The organism is Ideonella sp. sgz306126 (genome assembly GCF_056032705.1).
Map to the genome: position 1 here is coordinate 544220 of NZ_JBVYWP010000001.1, position 18894 is coordinate 563113.

Consider the following 18894-nt stretch of genomic DNA (forward strand, 5'->3'; position numbering starts at 1 on the left):
CCGCGCGGCAGCCTGACCTGGTTGCCCGTGGCCCGCAACGGCTCGATCGACGCCCACATCGACTTCCTGCAGCGGCTGCTGCACGGCCATGACGGGCGCTGGCACGTGGCCCTGCACGGCCCCGACCTGAGCCGCGCGCCCGCGCTCGACCTGTGGCTGGCCCAGCAACCTCGGCTGCGAGTGCGGGCTTGTTCCGTGGCGCCGACGCCGCGCCGCATCCCCGAAGCCTTGCGTGATCCGGCCGAGGTGCGGCAAGCTTTGCCCCCCCCTGCCGCCAAGGCGGCGACCGCGACCCCGCCGCTTCGGCCGGAGCGCCCCGCGGCCGGCACGACGCCGGCCCCCCAGAGCCCCGCGGGGCCCTTTGCCCGCCCCGCCGTTTCTTCCCTCCTGCCCACGGACCCCCCCATGAGCCTGACCCACCTGCAGCGGCTGGAAGCCGAGAGCATCCACATCATGCGCGAGGTCGTCGCCGAGGCCGACAACCCGGTGATGCTTTATTCGATCGGCAAGGATTCAGCCGTCATGCTGCACCTGGCCAAGAAGGCCTTCTACCCGTCGCCACCGCCGTTCCCGCTGCTGCACGTGGACACGACCTGGAAGTTCCGGGCGATGTACGAGATGCGCGACCGCATGGCCAAGGAACTGGGCATGACGCTGCTGGTGCATCACAACCCCGAAGCGATGGCGTTGGGCATCAACCCGTTCACCCACGGCTCGCAGATCCACACCGACATGTGGAAGACCCAGGGGCTCAAGCAGGCGCTGGACAAGTACGGCTTCGACGCTGCGTTCGGCGGCGCGCGCCGCGACGAAGAGAAGAGCCGCGCGAAGGAGCGCATCTTCAGCTTCCGCTCCGACCAGCACCGCTGGGATCCGAAGAACCAGCGCCCCGAACTCTGGCACCTCTACAACGGACGCAAGCAAAAGGGCGAGTCGATCCGCGTGTTCCCGATCTCGAACTGGACCGAACTGGACATCTGGCAGTACATCCACCTGGAGAACGTGCCGATCGTGCCGCTGTACTTCGCGGCCGAGCGCCCGGTGGTCGACCGCGATGGCACGCTGATCATGGTCGACGACGAGCGCTTTCCGCTGCGCGACGGCGAAGTGCCGATGATGAAGAAGGTCCGCTTCCGAACGCTGGGCTGTTATCCGCTGTCGGGTGCCGTCGAGTCCGAGGCCGAGACCCTGACCGACATCATCCAGGAGATGCTGCTGACCAAAACCAGCGAGCGCCAGGGTCGCATGATCGACCACGACGCCGCCGCCTCGATGGAAAAGAAGAAGCAGGAAGGATATTTCTGATGGCACACGTTTCCGACCTCATCGCCACCGACATCCAGAAGTATCTGCAGCAGCATGAGAAGAAGAGCCTGCTGCGCTTCATCACCTGCGGCTCCGTGGACGACGGCAAGTCCACCGTCATCGGCCGGCTGCTGTACGAGTCGAAGATGCTGTTCGAGGACCAGCTCGCGGCGATCGAGAACGACTCGAAGAAGTGGGGCACGCAGGGCGGCGACATCGATTTCGCGCTGCTGGTGGACGGCCTGGCGGCCGAGCGCGAGCAAGGCATCACGATCGACGTGGCCTACCGCTTCTTCAGCACCGACCGGCGCAAGTTCATCGTCGCAGACACGCCCGGGCACGAGCAGTACACCCGCAACATGATCACCGGCGCCTCGACGGCCGACGTCGCGGTGATCCTGGTCGATGCCCGCAAGGGCGTGCTGACGCAGACCCGCCGCCACAGCTACCTGGTCAGCCTGATCGGCATCCGAAAGGTCGTGCTCGCCATCAACAAGATGGACCTGGTCGACTACTCGCAAAAGGTCTTCGACCAGATCAACGAGGACTACCGCGCGTTCGCCCAGCAGATCGGCCTGACCGACATCACCAGCATCCCGCTGTCGGGCCTCAAGGGCGACAACATGCTGGTGCCCAGCGAGAAGACGCCCTGGTACCGCGGCACCACGCTGATGGGTTTCCTCGAAACCTGCGAAGTGGACGAGGAGCGGCTTCAGCACGAGCCCTTGCGCATGCCGGTGCAGTGGGTCAACCGTCCCAACCTCGACTTCCGCGGCTTCAGCGGCCTGATCGCCAGCGGCATCGTCAAGCCGGGCGACCGCATCCGCGCCCAGCCCTCGGGACGCGAGAGCAAGGTGGCGCGGATCGTCACGCTCAACGGCGACCTGCCGCTGGCCGTGGCGGGCCAGAGCGTGACCCTGACGCTGGAGGACGAGATCGACATTTCGCGCGGCGACGTGATCTCCACCGCCGCCAGCCCGGCCGAGGTCGCCGACCAGTTCGAGGCCAGCCTGGTCTGGATGACCGACGATCCGATGCTGCCCGGGCGCTCGTACCTGCTGAAGATCGGCACCCAGACGGTGACCGCCACCGTCACCGAGCCCAAGTACAAGGTCAACGTCAACACGATGGAGAAGCTCGCTGCCAAGCAGCTCGAGCTCAACGAGATCGGCGTGGTCAACCTGGCGCTGGACCGCCAGATCGCGTTCGACGCCTACACCGCCAACCGGGACACCGGCGGCTTCATCCTGATCAACCGGCTCACCAACAACACGGTGGGCGCGGGGATGCTGAACTTCGCGCTGCGCCGCTCGCACAACATCCACATGCAGCCGGTGGACGTGGCCAAGATGGCGCGCGCCGCGGCCAAGGGCCAGCGTCCCGGTGTGCTGTGGTTCACCGGCCTGTCAGGCGCGGGCAAGTCGACGATCGCCAACCTGGTCGAGAAGAAGCTGCATGCGATGGGGCGCCACACCTACCTGCTCGACGGCGACAACGTGCGGCACGGCCTCAACAAGGATCTGGGCTTCACCGAGGCCGACCGGGTCGAGAACATTCGCCGCGTCTCCGAGGTCGCCCACCTGATGGTCGACGCCGGCCTGATCGTGCTGACCGCGTTCATCTCGCCGTTCCGCTCCGAGCGCGCGATGGCGCGCAGCCTGGTGGCCGACGGCGAGTTCATCGAGATCTATGTCGATACGCCGCTGGCCATCGCCGAGGACCGCGACGTCAAGGGTTTGTACAAGAAGGCGCGCCGCGGCGAGATTGCGAACTTCACCGGCATCTCCAGTCCGTACGAGCCACCCGAGCGGCCCGAGCTGCGCGTGAACACCACCCACTGCAGCGCCGACGAGGCGGCCGATCAGGTCATCGCCCGGATCAGGGAGCTGGGCCTGATCGACTGATCCGACGCGGCCGTCGCACCGGCCCCGTGGCCGGCGCGACGCACCTGGTGAACGGCACACAGCGGATCCTCGCCATAGCCGGTGTCCGCCACCGTGCCATCCAACCCCATGCCGATCATGAACCAGCGGCACTCATAGGTCGGATAGCGGTAAGACCAGACCTGCTGACGCTGGTGCGCCAGCGGCCAGACTTCGGAAGGCCGGCCAAGACGGCGCAACACCTCGTCCGAACGCATGCCGGGCCGGATCTCGTTGAAGTGCGCTTCGGTGAGCACCTGCCCGGCGCGATCCAGTCGCCCGGCCGGATCGAAGACGAGCATGTAGGTCGACTTGCCGTAGGGTCCGGTGGCATATTCGAGCTCGCGCGCGCCCTGCGGCAGGGCGTACTCCGCCGTCGGCGGCCCCAGGGCCTGCACGACCGACGCCAGGGAGCTGCCTGGCGCAAAGCTCAGCGGCGCGGGCGTGACGCAGGCACCGAGCAAGACGCTGAGCGCCAGCGCGACACCCCCGCCCCACCTCGACTCCTTCATCGCGACACCTCCTGCCCGGTTGACCGCCGGTCGATTCCCGGCCGTGCAGCCCCCCAAGAATACCGGGGGACGGGGTCTCGCCGAGCCACCCGAATTGCGCCGGCCTCGGTAAAGTGCCTGGACAGGCCCGGGCGACGCCCCGATCCTTGCCAGAAACACCCAGGAGGCTCTGACCATGATCGGATTGTCACGCCGCAGCGTCGCTGTCGCCATGTTCTGGATCGGCCTGCTGGCGGCCCTGCCCTGGTACCCGCAGGCGTACGCCAGGAAACCCCGCCCCGGCCCTGCCGACGCGGTGGCGGCCGCCCCCAATCCCGCCGTTGCGGACTGCCTGGGCGCGCGCTGCGTGGTCACCGTGTCGGGCCACCAGTTCATGCGCGACGGGCAGCCCTGGATTCCCAAGGGAGTGGTGATCACCGGCTTCGTCGCACCGCCGGAGTACCTGAAAGGCGTCTATGCCAAGGCCCACAAGGCCTGGGGCGACGTGTTCCTGCGGCAGTTGCAGGACATCGGCGTCGACACGCTGCGCTTCAACCTGAGCATCGCAGGGCTGGATCCGACCAACCGCATGCCGGACGGACAAATGGGGCCGGCGCAGAAGAAGGCCTACCTCGACGAGATCGTGGCGGCCGTGGATCTCGCGGCGCGCTACGGCATGACCAGCATGCTGACGATCAGCGCGGGCAAGCCGTCCGCGTCCGTCGGTTCCGAGCGCACCCCCGGCGCCGAGGCGGCCCGCGTATGGTCGGTGCTCGCACCGCTGTTCGCCCAGCGGGGGTCGGTGTACTTCAATGCCTTCAACGAGCCCGGCTATGGCAAGGCCGACAAGCTCGCCTCGGACCCGACGCTGTGGCAGCGCTGGCGGGTGGACCATCAGTTGATGGTCAACACGATCCGCAAGACGGGTGCACGCAACGTGATCATCCTGGAAGGCATCTCGACCTCGCACATCTGGCGCAAGAACACCGATGCCAACGTGCCTGACGATCCGCTTCACCAGCTGGCGTTCGACATCCACCCGCTGCCGACCGACGACTCGCAGCACACCAAGCTCGGCGCCGCCAAGACCGACTACTACCGCAGCTCGGACATCGACTACTGGCTGGACGGCTGGTGCGACCGCCACGCCTGCATCGCCAGCGCGTTCTTTTCGGGCACCACCGCCAAGGAGGAACTGGGCCGCTGCTATGACAGCCGCAGCGGACCGGGGGTCGACTCGCCGCACATCGCCGCCGACTTCGTCGATTACTTCATTCGCAGGCGCATCGGCGTGCTGATCTTTCCCGGCGACTGGAACCACCGCATGTTCGACTTTCCAGGCAGGCCTGGCGCGCGCCTCACGAGCTTCGACGGGTTCAAGAGCTGCGACGACAAGAACATGGGCCCCGGTGAGTTGATGAAAGCCACCTGGAGCCGGCTGCGCTGAGCCCGCCGCGCGATGCGCAGGCGCGCTTCAGGCGCCTGCGGCGCTGGTGAGAAAGTCCTGGTAGGCCAGCGCCACCCCGTCGCGCAGCGACGTGCGCGCGCGCCAGCCCAGCGCCGCCAGCCGCCCCACGTCCAGCAGCTTGCGCGGCGTGCCGTCGGGCTTGGTCGCATCGAAGACGATCCGGCCCTCGAAACCCACGACGCCCATCACTGTCTCGGCCAGCTCGCGGATCGTCACGTCCTCGCCGGTGCCGATGTTGACCAGCGGGCCGTCGTAGCCCTGGTTCATCAGGTGCACGCAGGCATCAGCCAGGTCGTCCACGTACAGGAACTCGCGCTTGGGCGTGCCGGTGCCCCAGACCACGTACTCGGCGTCGCCGCGCAGCCTGGCCTCGTGCGCCTTGCGGATCAGCGCCGGCAGCACGTGGCTGTTGGCCAGATCGTAGTTGTCGTTGGGCCCGTACAGGTTGGTGGGCATCACGCTGACGTACTGGCGCCCGTACTGCGCGTTGTAGGCCTCGCACAGCTTGATGCCGGCGATCTTGGCGATCGCGTAGGGCTCGTTGGTCGGCTCCAGCGGCCCGGTCAGCAGCGCCTCTTCGCGGATCGGCTGCGGCGCCAGCTTGGGGTAGATGCAGCTCGAGCCCAGGAACATCAGCCGCTGCACGCCCGCCAGGTGCGCGCCGTGGATCAGGTGGTTCTGGATCGTCAGGTTGTTGTAGAGGAACTCGCCCCGGTAGGTGTTGTTGGCCTGGATGCCGCCCACCTTGGCCGCCGCGATGAAGATGTAGGCCGGCCGCCTGGCCTGCAGGTAGGCGTTCACCGCGGCGCCGTCCATCAGGTCCAGCTCGGCGCGTCCAGGCGCCAGCACCGCCGTGTGGCCGGCGCGCTGCAGGCGCCGCACCAGCGCGCTGCCGACCATGCCGCGCGCTCCGGCGACCAGGATCGGTGCGTCCTTGGCCGGCGCGTTCTCGGGGTGCAGGTGGGGCTTGGGATCGAAATCGCTCATCGCCTGCCCCTCACTCATGATGGTCGAAGGCCTGGAAGCCCGCGAGCTTGACCAGGCTGTCCTTGCGCGCGGTGGTGTAGTCGGCCTCCACCATCTCCTTGACCAGCTCCTGCAGGCTGGTCTTGGGCGTCCAGCCCAGCTTGGCCTTGGCCTTGCTCGGGTCGCCCAGCAGCGTCTCCACCTCGGTCGGCCGGTAGTAGCGCGGGTCCACCTTGACGATCACGTCGCCCGCCTTGCACTTGGCCTTGATCTCGCCGTTCACCGGCGTCACCGCCTTGACCGTGCCCACCTCCTGCTCGCCCTGGCCGCTGAACGCCACCTCGATGCCCAGCTCCCTCGCCGCGAAGTCCACGAACTGGCGCACGCTGTACTGCACACCCGTGGCGATCACGTAGTCCTCGGGCTGCTCTTGCTGCAGCATCAGCCACTGCATCTCGATGTAGTCCCTCGCGTGCCCCCAGTCGCGCAGCGCGCTCAGGTTGCCCAGGTACAGGCTGTCTTGCAGGCCCAGCGCGATGCGCGCGATCGCCCGCGTGATCTTGCGCGTGACGAAGGTCTCGCCCCTCAGCGGGCTCTCGTGGTTGAACAGCACGCCGTTGCAGGCGTACATGCCGTAGGCCTCTCGGTAGTTGACCGTGATCCAGTACGCGTAGAGCTTGGCCACCGCGTAGGGGCTGCGCGGGTAGAACGGCGTGCTCTCCTTCTGCGGCGTCTCCTGCACAAGCCCGTACAGCTCCGAGGTGCTGGCCTGGTAGAACCGGGTCTTCTTGCCCAGCCCCAGGATGCGCATCGCCTCCAGGATCCTCAGCGCCCCGATGCCGTCGGCGTTGGCCGTGTACTCGGGCTCCTCGAACGAGACCGCCACGTGGCTTTGCGCCGCCAGGTTGTAGATCTCGTCGGGCTGCACCTTCTGGATGATGCGCGTCAGGCTGGTCGAGTCCGTCAGGTCCCCGTAGTGCAGGATGAACTTGCGCCCATCCACATGCGGGTCCTGGTACAGGTGGTCGATCCGGTCGGTGTTGAACAGGCTGGCTCGGCGCTTGATGCCGTGCACTTCGTAGCCCTTCTTAAGCAGGAATTCGGCCAGATAGGCACCGTCCTGGCCGGTCACGCCGGTGATCAGGGCAACTTTGGAGCGGGGGGGTTGGGTCATGAGGCCGGCAAGGCAGAGACGCGAAGCTGACATTCTCGCCGATGGGCCTGCGGGCTCGCGGGCCAGGGTCCGCACCGGATCGGCCCCGCGCAGCGACCCATGTCAAAAAGACCTCAAAATCGCCCCTTTCATCGACTGCAAAGGATTGGAATCCCCCTCCAATCCTCCAGAATGCAGTCCGCTGCAGCTTTCCTGCGACAAGATCGACATGGTGGACAACAGGGTGGATTCCGACCGCATCCAGGAACAACGGCTTGCGACGTGCCGTCACCCGATGCGCCGTGGCAGAACCCCACGCCCCAGCCTCGCGGAACGGCACTCGTTCGCCGCGGCGCGACCGGCCGCCTCACGCCCCTTCGCGACGCGATGACTGTCACCGACGCCTCCACCCAACCGCCCGCAGAACCGGCCCCTCGCCGGCGCGCGTCGCTGCGCCGCCATCTTCATCGCCTGATCGTGATCTGCCTGCTGCCGCTGGTGCTCCTCGCGGGCTGGCTGGGCTACGACAGCGTCCGCGCCACCCGCCTTTCCAGCCAGGAGGCCGCCCAGGAACTGGTCGACGACACGGTGCAGGCCGTGGACTTCCATCTGAGAGCGCGATTCGCCGCCTTGAGCGTGCTGGCAGGCTCTCCCTCGCTGGCCGATCCCGCCCGCTGGCACCGCCTGTTTCAACAGGCTCAGAGCTTCAAGCTGACCCTGGGCAGCGACGTCATCCTGGGCGACCGCGGCGGTCACATGCTGTTCAACACCCACAGCCCCTACGGCCGCCCGCTGCCGCCCGTGCCTCATCCCAAGGGCCATTCCGCGGTTTCGGTGGCGCTCGCCTCGGGCCGGGCCGCGGTCGGCGACGTGTTCGCCGGCCCGGTCGCCCATCGCCCGATGGTCGCCATCGCCGTCCCGGCGGCGGCGGCGGCGGCGGCGTCCGCCTCGCAAGACTTGTACCTGTTGACCGCCGTGGACACCGACACCTTCGAGCAGGCCATGACAAAACGGGGGCTGCCGCAGGGTGCCAGCCTGAGCTTGCTCGACGGCGTCGGCGCCGTGATCGCGAGAAGGGGGCCGGCGCTGCCCCCCGACGAGCTTCGCGGCGCCCAGCATTTCAGTGCGAAATCCAGGGTCTCGCCCTGGTCGGTGCGCCTCGACGTGCCCACCGAGGTTCTCGATGCTCCCAGCGAAGCCGCAGCGAAGGCGATGGCCCTGGCCGTCGTCCTCGCCACCGTGCTGGCGGCGCTGGGCGCACGGCTGACCGCGCAACGCATCGCCGGCGCCGTCGCAAGCCTCAGCCAACCGGATCCGGAACCCCCTGCGGGCACCGACTTCGCCGAAGTGGCCGCGGCGCGCGACCGGTTGACCCTGGCCAACCTGCAGCGAGCGCAGTCGCTGCAGGCCTTGCAGAACAGCGAGGCCTCGCTCGAGGCCATGGTCCGCGGTTTGCCCGACGCCTTGCTGTTCGTCGATGCCGAGCGGCGCATCCTGCAGGTCAATCCGGCCTTCGAGACCCTGTTCGGCTACCCCGCCGAGCACGCCGTGGGGCGCACCACCGAATTCCTCTACGCCGTGCCGGCGGACTATGCGCGGCAGGGGCGGGAGCATTTCGACGCGTCGATCGACCCCTCGCCGACGCCCTACGAGGTGCAGTACCGCCGGCGCGATGGCAGCCTGTTCTGGGCCGAATCGCGCGGCATCCGCATCAAGGACACGCACGGACAAGTCCTGGGCTTGATGGGCCTGCACCGCGACGTCAGCGAGCGCCGCCAGGCCGACCGGCACTTGCGCGAACAGCACCTGCGTTTTGCCACGGTGTTCTACAACAGCCCGATGGCGATCGCGGTCGGCCAGCTGGTCGATGGCGTGTTCATCGACGTCAATCCGGCGCTCGAAGAACTGCTCGGCTTCAGCCGGGGAGAATTCCTCGGCCCCGACGGGCCGCGGTTGCCGATGTGGGCGAACGCAGCCAGCCAGCCCCGGGTGCTCGCGCGGCTGAGATCCGGCCAGCGGGTCCACGACCTCGACGTCCAATTGCGGCGCAAGTCGGGCGAGGTGATCGACGCGCTGCTGTCCGGCGGTCTCTTCGAGATGAACGGCGTCACTCACTTCGTCGCGATGGCCAAGGACATCAGCGCCGAGAAAGCGGCGCTGACGGAACTGGCCCGCCACCGCGACGCGCTCGAATCCGAAGTGACCCAGCGCACCGCCGAGCTGGCATCGACCGTGACCGAACTGGAGCGGCGCAACGCGGCCGTCAGCGATCTCTACAACCGCGCGCCCTGCGGGTATTTCTCGCTGTCGAAGGAGCGCGTGGTGGCCGATGTCAACGACACCCTGGTGTCGTTGCTGGGCTACCCGCGGCAACAGATCGTTGGCCGCCCGATCAGCGACTTCATGACGCCCGACAGCGTGGCCTTGCACCTGCAGCGCTTCCGCCACTTCCTGGAAGTCGGCTCGGCGCGCGATCTGAGCTACGACTTCGTGCGCGCCGACGGCAGCGTGATGCCGGTGCTGGTCTCGGCCGAGATCGTGCGCGACGACCAGGGCAACTTCCTGCGCAGCCGCGCCACCTTGGTCGACAACACCGAGCGCCGGGAGCGCGACCGCCAGATCAACGAGATGCAGATCGAGTTGGCGCACCGCGCCGAGGAGGCCGAAGCGGCGACCCGGGCCAAGAGCGCCTTCCTGGCCAACATGAGCCACGAAATCCGCACGCCGATGAACGCCATCATCGGCCTGACCCACCTGATCGCCCGCAGCACCCAGGACAGCGGCCAGCGCGAGCGCCTCGGCAAGATCGACGCCTCGGCCAGCCATCTGCTGCATGTGATCAACGACATCCTCGACCTGTCCAAGATCGAGGCCGGCAAGCTGGTACTGGAGGACGTCGAGTTCTCGGTCGACGAGATGATGTCGCGCGCCTTCGAGATGGTGAGTCTGCGGGCGCGCGACAAGGGGCTGGAACTGGTCCTCGACACCGATCACCTTCCGGCCCGGATGCGTGGGGACCCGACCCGCCTGTCCCAGGCGCTGATCAACCTGCTGGCCAACGCGGTGAAGTTCACCGAGCGAGGCTGGGTCCGGGTTCGGGCCGAGCTGCTGCAGGAGCAGCGCGGCACACTGCTGGTTCGCTTCGAGGTCCAGGACACCGGCGAGGGCATCGCCCCGGAACGCCTGGGCGTCCTGTTCAACGCCTTCGAGCAGGCCGACAGCTCGACGACCCGGCGCCATGGTGGCACCGGCCTCGGGCTGGCGCTGACCCGGCATCTGGCCGAACTGATGCAGGGTGAGGCGGGGGTCGTCAGCAGCCCGGGGGAAGGCAGCCGCTTCTGGTTCACGGCGCGGCTCGGTCGGGCGGCAGAAGCGGGCGAGCACTCCGCCCCCATCCCGCTGGATGGCCTGCGAGCGCTGCTGGTCGACGATCTGCCCGAAGCCCTGACGGCGCTGGGTGAGCGGCTGGCGGCGATGGGACTGCAGGTCGACAGCCGCGACAGCGGTGACGCCGCATTGCAGCTGGCGACCCGGGAAATTGCCGCCGGCAACACCTTTGATCTGATGCTGATCGACTGGCGCATGCCGGCGCCCGACGGGATCGAAACCCTGCGCCAACTGCGCCAGTTGCTCGGCGCCGGCATGCCGCCCAGCATCCTGATCACCGCCTTTGACGACCCGGCGATGTGGCAGCAAGCCCATGGCGCCGGCTTCGACGGCATCCTGATCAAACCGATCACCGCCTCGGCCCTGCACGACATGGTGGTGCGCGTCATGCGCCGGCAAGGACATCTGGCCCACCGGCCGACCTACGCGACGGGCGAGGCCGAGGCGCAGCTCCGACGCAACCACGCCGGCCAACGGATCCTGCTGGCCGAGGACAACGTCGTCAACCAGGAAGTCGCCGTCGAGTTGCTCCGCTCCGTAGGCCTGGAGGTCGAGACGGCCGGCGACGGCGAGCAGGCGGCTGCCCTGGCCACCACCCGTCCGTACGATCTGATCCTGATGGACATGCAGATGCCGGTCATGGACGGACTGGCAGCGACCCGGCGGATCCGCGAGATCGGCGGGGCAGGCACTGCCATCGTCGCGATGACCGCCAACGCCTTCGGCGAAGACCGCGCGGCCTGCCTGGCCGCCGGCATGAACGACCACATCGCCAAGCCGGTCGATCCCGACCTTCTTTATGCCGCGCTGTTGCGCTGGCTGCCGATGCCCGGCACCCAGCCGCCGCCGCCAGGGCCTGTATCAGCCCTGGCACCGCAGGAACTGACCGAGCGCCTTGAGGCCGTCGACGGCCTGGACCTTCAGAGCGCGCTGCGCCATGCCGGCGGCCAGGCGCCCACGCTGGAGCGGGTGTTGCGGATCTTCGTTCGGGTCTATGACCGGGGACTGCCGGCCTTGCTGGAGCCCGATGCGCCAGGCGCCGCGCCCCGCTGGAGCGAGCTCGGCCATGCCCTGCGGGGTGCCTGCGGAACGGTTGGCGCTGTCGAACTGCAGCAGCGCCTTGAGTCGTTTGAAGCGCAGCTGCGCGAAGGCCGCGGGAGCGCGTCCCTGGCCGGCGAGGCCCGTCAGATCCATCAGGCGCTGCTGAACCTGGTCGAACGGCTTCGGCAGGCGCTCGACGGATGACGGCATCGGTCGATTCGCAAGACGACTGCGGCGTGCTGCCAAAATCCGCTCATGAACATTGAGCGCACCGCCATCGCCGGCGTCCTGATCTTCGAACCCAAAGTCTTTGGCGACCCACGCGGCTTTTTCATGGAAAGCTTCAATCAGCGCGTCTTCAACGACGCCGTGGGTGGCGACCTGAACTTCGTGCAGGACAACCACTCCCGCTCGGCCAAGGGCGTGCTGCGCGGCCTGCATTTCCAGAAGCCGCCGCATGCGCAGGGCAAGCTGGTGCGCGTGACGGCCGGCGCGGTGTTCGACGTGGCGGTGGACATCCGTCGCGAGAGCCCGACCTTCGGCCAGTGGGTGGGCGTCGAGCTCAGCGCCGACAACCACCGCCAGCTGTGGATTCCCGCCGGCCTCGCCCACGGCTTCCTGGTCGTCAGCGAGTCCGCCGATTTCCTCTACAAGACCACCGACTACTACGCGCCGCAGTCGGAAGGCGCGGTGCGCTGGGACGACCCCGACCTGGCGATCGCGTGGCCCGACATCGGCATGGCGCCGCAACTGTCGGCCAAGGACGCCGCCGCCCCTCGTCTACAGCAAGCCGTTTGACCGCTGCGTCAGCGGTTGACGGGCGCCCCCACAAGATTCCAGGAGTTGTCATGTCGAACACGATTTCCGTGCTGCCGGTGGTGATGGCCGGCGGCAGCGGCACCCGGCTCTGGCCGCTGTCGCGTGCAGGCTTTCCCAAGCAGTTTCTGGTGCTCTCGGGCGATTCCAGCCTGTTCCAACTGGCCGCGCAGCGCCTGGCCGCACTCGGGGCGCCCGACATCGCCGTCGCGCCGTTGCTGGTCGTGGGCAATGCCGAGCACCGCTTCCTGACGCTGGAGCAACTGCGGGAACTCAGGCTGGAGCCGACCGCGCTGCTGCTGGAGCCGATCGGGCGCAACACCGCGCCGGCCTTGACGCTGGCCGCACTGCAAGCCGTCGAAGGCGGCCAGGACCCGGTGCTGGTGGTGACACCGGCCGACCAGACGGTCGCCGATGCCGCGGCCTTCACGACGGCGCTGCAGCGCGCCGTGCGCAAGGCCGCCGACGGCGCCATCGTGATCCTGGGCATCACGCCCGACCGGGCAGAAACCGGCTACGGCTACATCCGCAGCGTTCCGGCCGACGACGGTGTGGCCAAGGTCGCCCAGTTCGTCGAGAAGCCCGACCTCGCCACCGCCCAGTCTTACCTGGCGCAGGGCGGATACACCTGGAACAGCGGCATGTTCGTGCTTCGCGCCTCGGTCTGGCTCCAGGCCCTGGCGCAGTTTCGGCCCGACGTGCTCGCCGCAACGCGTGCCGCGTGGGCCGCTCGCCAGACCGACGGGCGCTTCGTGCGTCCCGGCCAGGCCGAGTTCACCCAGGTCCCGGCGGAATCGGTGGACTACGCGGTGATGGAGCGCTGCCCGGGCAGCGCCTTCGACATCCGCATGGTGCCGCTGGACGCGGGCTGGAACGACCTTGGCGCCTGGGACGCGGTGTGGCAGGCCGGCGCCAAGGACGACGCCGGCAACGTCTCCACCGGCGACGTGCTGCTGCACGACACCGGCAACACGCTGGTGCACGCCAGCAGCCGGCTGGTGAGCACCGTGGGGGTGAACGACCTGATCGTGGTGGAGACCGCCGACGCGGTGCTGGTGGCGGACCGGGCGCGGAGCCAGGACGTCAAGCACATCGTCAGCCAATTGCAGGCCGGGGGCCGCGGCGAGCAACTGCTGCACCGCAAGGTGCACCGCCCCTGGGGCTGGTACGACAGCATCGACATGGGGCCGCGCTTCCAGGTCAAGCGCATCATGGTCAAGCCGGGGGCTAGCCTGAGCCTGCAGATGCACCATCACCGGGCCGAGCACTGGATCGTGGTCAGCGGCACGGCGGCGATCACCAACGGCGACAAGACCCTGCTGCTGACCGAGAACCAGAGCACCTACATCCCACTCGGGCAGACCCACCGGCTGGCCAACCCAGGCAAGGTCGAGCTGGAGATCGTCGAGGTGCAGTCCGGCAGCTACCTGGGCGAGGACGACATCGTCCGGTTCGAAGACACCTATGGCCGCACGGTGTGAGTTTCCGCAACGTGCCGGTTGGTAAACTGGCGCAAATTTCGCTTAAAAAAAGTGGCGGCTCGGGCCACCCTGGCGCGGCCGCTCCTTCGATGGGGGCCGTGATGTCACCCGATGTCGCGGGAAGCGCGTTCCCCAGCCCCTGTCGAATCCTCATCCATGTTTGAAGAGCGAAGCGCGCGCAAGCAATTCCTGAATGCCCCGCCGTCGGTGTCGGCCACCGTGGCGGCCCTGATGGAGCCCGCGCTGGCCGGCCTGTCGCTGGCGCTATGCCATGCCGCTTTCGGCGAGCGCTTCGACGGCCCGTCGATGGCCTTGTTGACGCTGCTGGTGGTGCTGCTGTTTCCAGGTGTCAACCGCTTCGGCCGCAGCGGGATCGGCGTGCTGATCGACATCATGCTGTCCTGGGCCAGCGTGCTGATCGTGCTGGCTCTGCTGGGTTACGCGACCGGAACGCTGCGCGGCTTCAACACCCGCATGCTGTGGACCTGGGCCGGCAGCACGCCGCTGGCCTTGTGGCTGTGCACGCTGGCCGGCACCGCGTGGTTGCGGCACGAAGCCGGTCTGCCCAGCGCGCGACGGCCCGCCGTGATCGTCGGCGCCAACCCGCTGGGCATGCGCGTGGCGGCGATGCTGAAAAGCCGCCACAGCTTCGGCCACGACTGCCTGGGTTTCTTCGACGACCGCGGTGCCGAACGGGTCAATCTGCCTGCCACCGCCCAATTGCAGGGCACGCTGGAGTCGCTGCCGCGCTTCATCGACGAGCACGGCGTGAAGGACGTCTTCATCACGCTGCCGCTGTCCTCGCAGCCGCGCATCCTGAACCTGATGGAAGCGCTGCAGAACACCACCGCGTCGCTGCACTTCGTGCCCGACGTCTTCGGCGTCAGCATCATCCAGGGCCGGCTCGAAGACATGGGCGGCGTGCCGGTGGTCGGCCTGATCGTCACGCCGTTCACCGGCGTCAACGGGCTGGTCAAGCGCGTCAGCGACATTGCCTTGTCGATCCTGATCCTGATCCTGATCTCGCCGGTGCTGCTGCTCGTGGCGATCGGCGTTCGCCTCAGCTCGCCCGGGCCCGTCCTGTTCAAGCAGCGGCGCACCGGCCTGGACGGCGACATCATCGAGGTCTACAAGTTCCGCTCGATGACCGCGCTGGACAACGGCGCCAACGTCAAGCAGGCCACCCGCAACGACCCGCGCATCACCCGCTTCGGCGCATTCATCCGCAAGACCTCGCTCGATGAATTGCCGCAGTTCGTCAACGTGCTTCAAGGGCGCATGAGCATCGTCGGTCCGAGGCCGCATGCCGTCGCCCACAACGAGCAGTACCGCAAGATCGTCAAGGCCTACATGGCGCGCCACAAGGTCAAGCCGGGCATCACCGGCTGGGCCCAGGTCAATGGCCTTCGTGGCGAGACCGACACGGTCGACAAGATGGCGCGCCGCGTCGAATACGACCTCGAATACCTGCGCAACTGGTCGCTCTCGCTCGACCTGCTGATCATTGCCCGCACGGCCAAGCTGATGTTCTTTGACCGCAAGGCGTTCTGAATCCCGCGTCCAGCCGGCCAAAGCGGTTAACCTGCGGCCCGCGTCCGAGTTCTTTGCCGCGTCGGCGGCCCGCTGCCATGAACCACTCCCCTGCCGCCTGGACCCTGGTGCTGCCGCTCGCGCTGCCGCTGTTGGCGGCAATGCCGGCGCAAGCCGAAACCAGCCCGTACTCGCTCGGCCTGAAGCTGGCCGTCGCGCAGGACTCGAACGCCTTGCGCAGTGAAACCGCGGCCACCTCCGACACCTTGACCACCGCCAGCGTCGTGCTCGGCCTGGATCAACCCATCGGCCGGGACCGGCTGCATGCGGCGGGACAATTCGACGTCAACCGCTTCCGCACCCTGAGCGCGCTGGACAACAACAGCTACAGCCTGAGCGGTGGCCTCGACTGGACGGCCGCCAACCTGTGGGCCGGCGAGTTCGGTGCCGATACCAGCACCCAGTTGCTGCGCTACGACCTGGGCGTGGTTGGCGGTTTCGCCGGCCGCAACCTGGAGCGGAACTCGCACGCCTACTTCCGGGCCCGGCGGGGCGTCGTCACCCGCTGGACCTTCGAAGGCGGACTGGAGACCTTCGACCGCAACGACTCGGCCGCAGCGTTCAACTACCGCGACCTGCGGCACTGGATGGCCAACGCCGGACTGCGGTTTCAGAAGAGCCCCGATCTGAGCCTCAAGGGCCTGGTGCGCCATACCGGCGGCACCTACCCCAACGGCGAGTACCTCGGCGCCACCGCCGCGGACACCTACACCCGCGACGACGTCGAAGGCAGCCTGGCCTGGCAGGCCAGCGGCGCCAGCCAGATCGATGCGCGGCTGGCCCTCTCGCGAGAAAACCACGCCCAGGCCAACGTGCGCAGCTTCAGTCTGTGGTCCGGTTCTCTGAAATGGCTATGGCAGCCCACCGGCAAGCTCAGCTTCAGCACCGGGCTGACGCGCGACAGCGATACCGGCTCCTACGACCTCAACCCCAACCTCGCCACCAGCCAGTACAACAACGCCCGGCTGCGCACCGCGCTCGACCTGACCGGCACCTGGGCGCTGAGCAGCAAGGTCCAGCTCAACGCCGGCTACAGCCGGGCCTACCGCAACCTCGATGCGACGCTGGTGGCGCTGGGCGCCTCGGCGACCGGCACCGACACTTCGTCGCTGGCCAGCCTGGGCCTGGTCTACCAGCCGCGCCAGGCCTGGCAAATGGGCTGCAGCGTGTCCCATGAAAACCGCAGCACCTCGGGCAATGTGCAGGGCATCAGCTATCCCTACACCGACCGGACCGTGGGCTGCTATGGCTTGTTGATGTTGCGCTGACGGTCTGCGGCAGCGTGCATAAGTCCTGAAAGAGCCGCTCGCTTAGGGGGGTGACTCCCTACACCCCCCTAAGTCGTGGAGGCCCCGCGATTGACCCGTGCTAACCCTGACCCTAGCATCGGTTCCATCGCGGCGTCCTATCCATCGGACGCGCCGTTTGAACCTCAGGAGGGTCCATGAAAAAATCTCTCGTGGCTTTGGCTGTTCTGGCAGCGGCATCCGCCCCCAGCTTTGCGGCCACGTTCGCCAACGTGGTGACCACCGGCGAGACCGGTGCCGGCACCTATGCGGTGGCGCAAACCACCCAGGACACGGCGTTTTCCTGGAACCTCGGCCCAGGTACCTACCAGTTCTCGGTGGATCTGGGCACGTCGGGCAACACCCAGTTCACCAACGTCTGGCTCAGCACCAACACCAACAAGGGCTGCTGCAACCCGACAGCGGACTACGGCCAGTTCACGGTGACCCCCACGACCGCCGGCGGCAGCCTGGGTGCCTTCACGTTCGCGACCGCATCCACCGTGTATTTCGACGTGAAGACCAGTGCGTCGGCCAACTCGGGCTTCAATGGCAGCTTGTCGGTGGCTGCCGTGCCGGAACCGGCATCGACCGCGCTGTTCCTGGCCGGCCTGGGTGCCTTGGGCATCGTTTCACGCCGCCGCAAGCCGCAGGCCTGAGCGGGCGCGCCGATCGAAAGGCCTCTTCGGGGGCCTTTTCTCTTTCCGGCGCCCGGCTGCGCACCCCATAGGCCCCGAAGGGCTGCCGTCCCGGGTTCATCGCCCCAGCGCCAACGCCCTTTCCCCGTCAGCATGTCCGGCAGCCGCGCTTGACGCCAGGAGCTGCGCCAGGATCTCCGGCACTTCGAACACCGCGCGATTGCGCAGCCGACGCGTGTTGGCGTGCAGCTGCTCTCGCCGCGCCAGCAGGTCCTCCACCAGCGGACGCACGCGGCTGAGCGAGCGCCCCACCACGCCCACGCCGTGCTCCAGCAGCCATTCGGTGTTGTAGCGCTCCTGCGGCATCGTCCAGGCATTGCGCACCGTCACCACCGGCACGCCCAGGTGCACCGCTTCGCTGAGGCTGCCCGGCCCGGGCTTGCCGATCAGGAAATCGCCCAGCTGCAGATACGCCGGCACCTCCGGCGTGAAGCCGAGCACCGCGCGCGGAGCGCGTCCCGGCAACGCGCGCAGTTGGCGAGCCAGGCTTTCGTTGTGGCCGCACAGGAAGATGAGCTGGACATCGTCCAGCTGCCGGGCGATCGACAGCATGACCTTGGCGCCCTGCCCGCCGAACATCACCACGCCGGTCGCCTGGTCCGGCGCCAGGCCCAGCGCACGCCGCGCAGCGGCGCGGTCGGCGCTGCGCGCCTCGTAGAACGAGGGGCGCAGGATCATGCCCGATACGGCATGCACGTGGGACGCCGGCATGCCGGCCTCGCGCGCCTGCGCCAGCGCCCTGGGCGTGCCGCAGACCAGGTGCTGGCCTCGCCAGGGCTCGATCCAGAAACCGGGCGGGTGATCGGCCAGGTCGGTCATCACCGTCACGTAGGGCACGCCGGGCAGTGCGCCGGCCAGCGCGTCGATCATCGCGCGATTGAAGTTCGGCACCAGCGAGACGACCAGGTCCGGCTCGCTGCGCAGCCAGTGCTGCCGCAGGCGCTCCACCAGGGTCGTGTGGCCGAGCCGGATCATGCCCTGCAAGAGCTTGAGTTCCTTGTCCAGCCCCAGGGTCCAGCCGCGCGCCAGGCGCTTGTTGTACAAGTCCTCGGGCGCCATGCCGGTCACGCGCTTGAAGGTCCCCTTGGGGTCCAGCACTTCCAGCAAGTTGACGCTGCGCACCGTCCAGGGTCGGCCCTGGGCCTGGATCACCGCGTCCAGCGCACTGGCTGCCGCACGGTGACCGCCACCGGCGTTGAAATAAATGAGATCGATCGTGGGCCTGGACATGAATGGGTCCGATGCTGGCCCGGGCAAATGACGCGCCGATGACGCTCCCGGCGCTTCCGG

The 18894-nt window shown here is 68.0% G+C and carries 13 protein-coding genes; 9 read left to right on the forward strand and 4 right to left on the reverse strand.

Annotated elements, in window-relative coordinates; all coding sequences use genetic code 11:
- Positions 1-405 precede the first annotated feature (405 nt).
- Entirely contained in the window at positions 406-1305 is a 900-nt protein-coding gene (gene cysD / locus AC0N04_RS02535) for a sulfate adenylyltransferase subunit CysD (protein WP_474279048.1), read from the forward strand.
- Positions 1305-3209, forward strand: coding sequence for a sulfate adenylyltransferase subunit CysN (gene cysN, locus AC0N04_RS02540; protein ID WP_474278280.1), 1905 nt, complete (start codon positions 1305-1307; stop codon positions 3207-3209). The genes cysD and cysN overlap by 1 nt, the downstream gene beginning before the upstream one ends.
- Here cysN and AC0N04_RS02545 read toward each other — a convergent pair.
- The gene (locus AC0N04_RS02545) at positions 3167-3739 is read right to left on the reverse strand and encodes a hypothetical protein (RefSeq protein WP_474278282.1); all 573 of its coding nucleotides are present in this window, start codon (positions 3737-3739) and stop codon (positions 3167-3169) included. The genes cysN and AC0N04_RS02545 overlap by 43 nt on opposite strands.
- Before the next feature lie 175 nt (positions 3740-3914).
- Between AC0N04_RS02545 and AC0N04_RS02550 the strand changes: the two genes are divergently transcribed.
- Complete coding sequence (locus AC0N04_RS02550; protein WP_474278284.1) at positions 3915-5165, forward strand: cellulase family glycosylhydrolase; 1251 nt, start codon at positions 3915-3917, stop codon at positions 5163-5165.
- Positions 5166-5192: 27 nt separating this feature from the next.
- Here the strand turns inward: AC0N04_RS02550 and AC0N04_RS02555 are convergent, their stop codons facing one another.
- Positions 5193-6173, reverse strand: a complete 981-nt coding sequence (locus tag AC0N04_RS02555; protein WP_474278287.1) for a GDP-L-fucose synthase family protein — start codon at positions 6171-6173, stop codon at positions 5193-5195.
- A gap of 10 nt (positions 6174-6183) precedes the next feature.
- Entirely contained in the window at positions 6184-7326 is a 1143-nt protein-coding gene (gene gmd, locus AC0N04_RS02560) for a GDP-mannose 4,6-dehydratase (RefSeq protein WP_474278289.1), read from the reverse strand.
- 366 nt (positions 7327-7692) lie between these two features.
- On the opposite strand from gmd, the gene AC0N04_RS02565 reads away from it, so the two are divergent.
- The 6 genes from AC0N04_RS02565 to AC0N04_RS02590 all read left to right on the forward strand — a co-directional run bounded on the left by AC0N04_RS02565 (position 7693) and on the right by AC0N04_RS02590 (position 17565).
- Positions 7693-11937: a PAS domain-containing hybrid sensor histidine kinase/response regulator gene (locus AC0N04_RS02565; RefSeq protein WP_474278291.1), complete on the forward strand. Its 4245-nt coding sequence runs from the start codon at positions 7693-7695 to the stop codon at positions 11935-11937.
- 51 nt (positions 11938-11988) lie between these two features.
- The gene (gene rfbC, locus AC0N04_RS02570) at positions 11989-12531 is read left to right on the forward strand and encodes a dTDP-4-dehydrorhamnose 3,5-epimerase (protein ID WP_474278293.1); all 543 of its coding nucleotides are present in this window, start codon (positions 11989-11991) and stop codon (positions 12529-12531) included.
- 50 nt (positions 12532-12581) lie between these two features.
- Positions 12582-14030, forward strand: a complete 1449-nt coding sequence (locus tag AC0N04_RS02575; RefSeq protein ID WP_474278295.1) for a mannose-1-phosphate guanylyltransferase/mannose-6-phosphate isomerase — start codon at positions 12582-12584, stop codon at positions 14028-14030.
- 156 nt (positions 14031-14186) lie between these two features.
- Positions 14187-15581: an undecaprenyl-phosphate glucose phosphotransferase gene (locus tag AC0N04_RS02580; RefSeq protein ID WP_474278297.1), complete on the forward strand. Its 1395-nt coding sequence runs from the start codon at positions 14187-14189 to the stop codon at positions 15579-15581.
- Positions 15582-15658: 77 nt separating this feature from the next.
- A complete protein-coding gene (locus AC0N04_RS02585; RefSeq protein WP_474278299.1) occupies positions 15659-16888 on the forward strand; it encodes a TonB-dependent receptor in 1230 nt (409 codons plus the stop codon).
- A 176-nt stretch (positions 16889-17064) separates the two neighbouring features.
- Positions 17065-17565, forward strand: a complete 501-nt coding sequence (locus AC0N04_RS02590; protein WP_474278301.1) for a PEP-CTERM sorting domain-containing protein — start codon at positions 17065-17067, stop codon at positions 17563-17565.
- Positions 17566-17661: 96 nt separating this feature from the next.
- Here AC0N04_RS02590 and AC0N04_RS02595 read toward each other — a convergent pair whose 3' ends face one another.
- Positions 17662-18834 (reverse strand): glycosyltransferase, encoded by a 1173-nt coding sequence (locus tag AC0N04_RS02595; protein WP_474278303.1) that lies wholly within the window; start codon positions 18832-18834, stop codon positions 17662-17664.
- Positions 18835-18894: the final 60 nt, after the last annotated feature.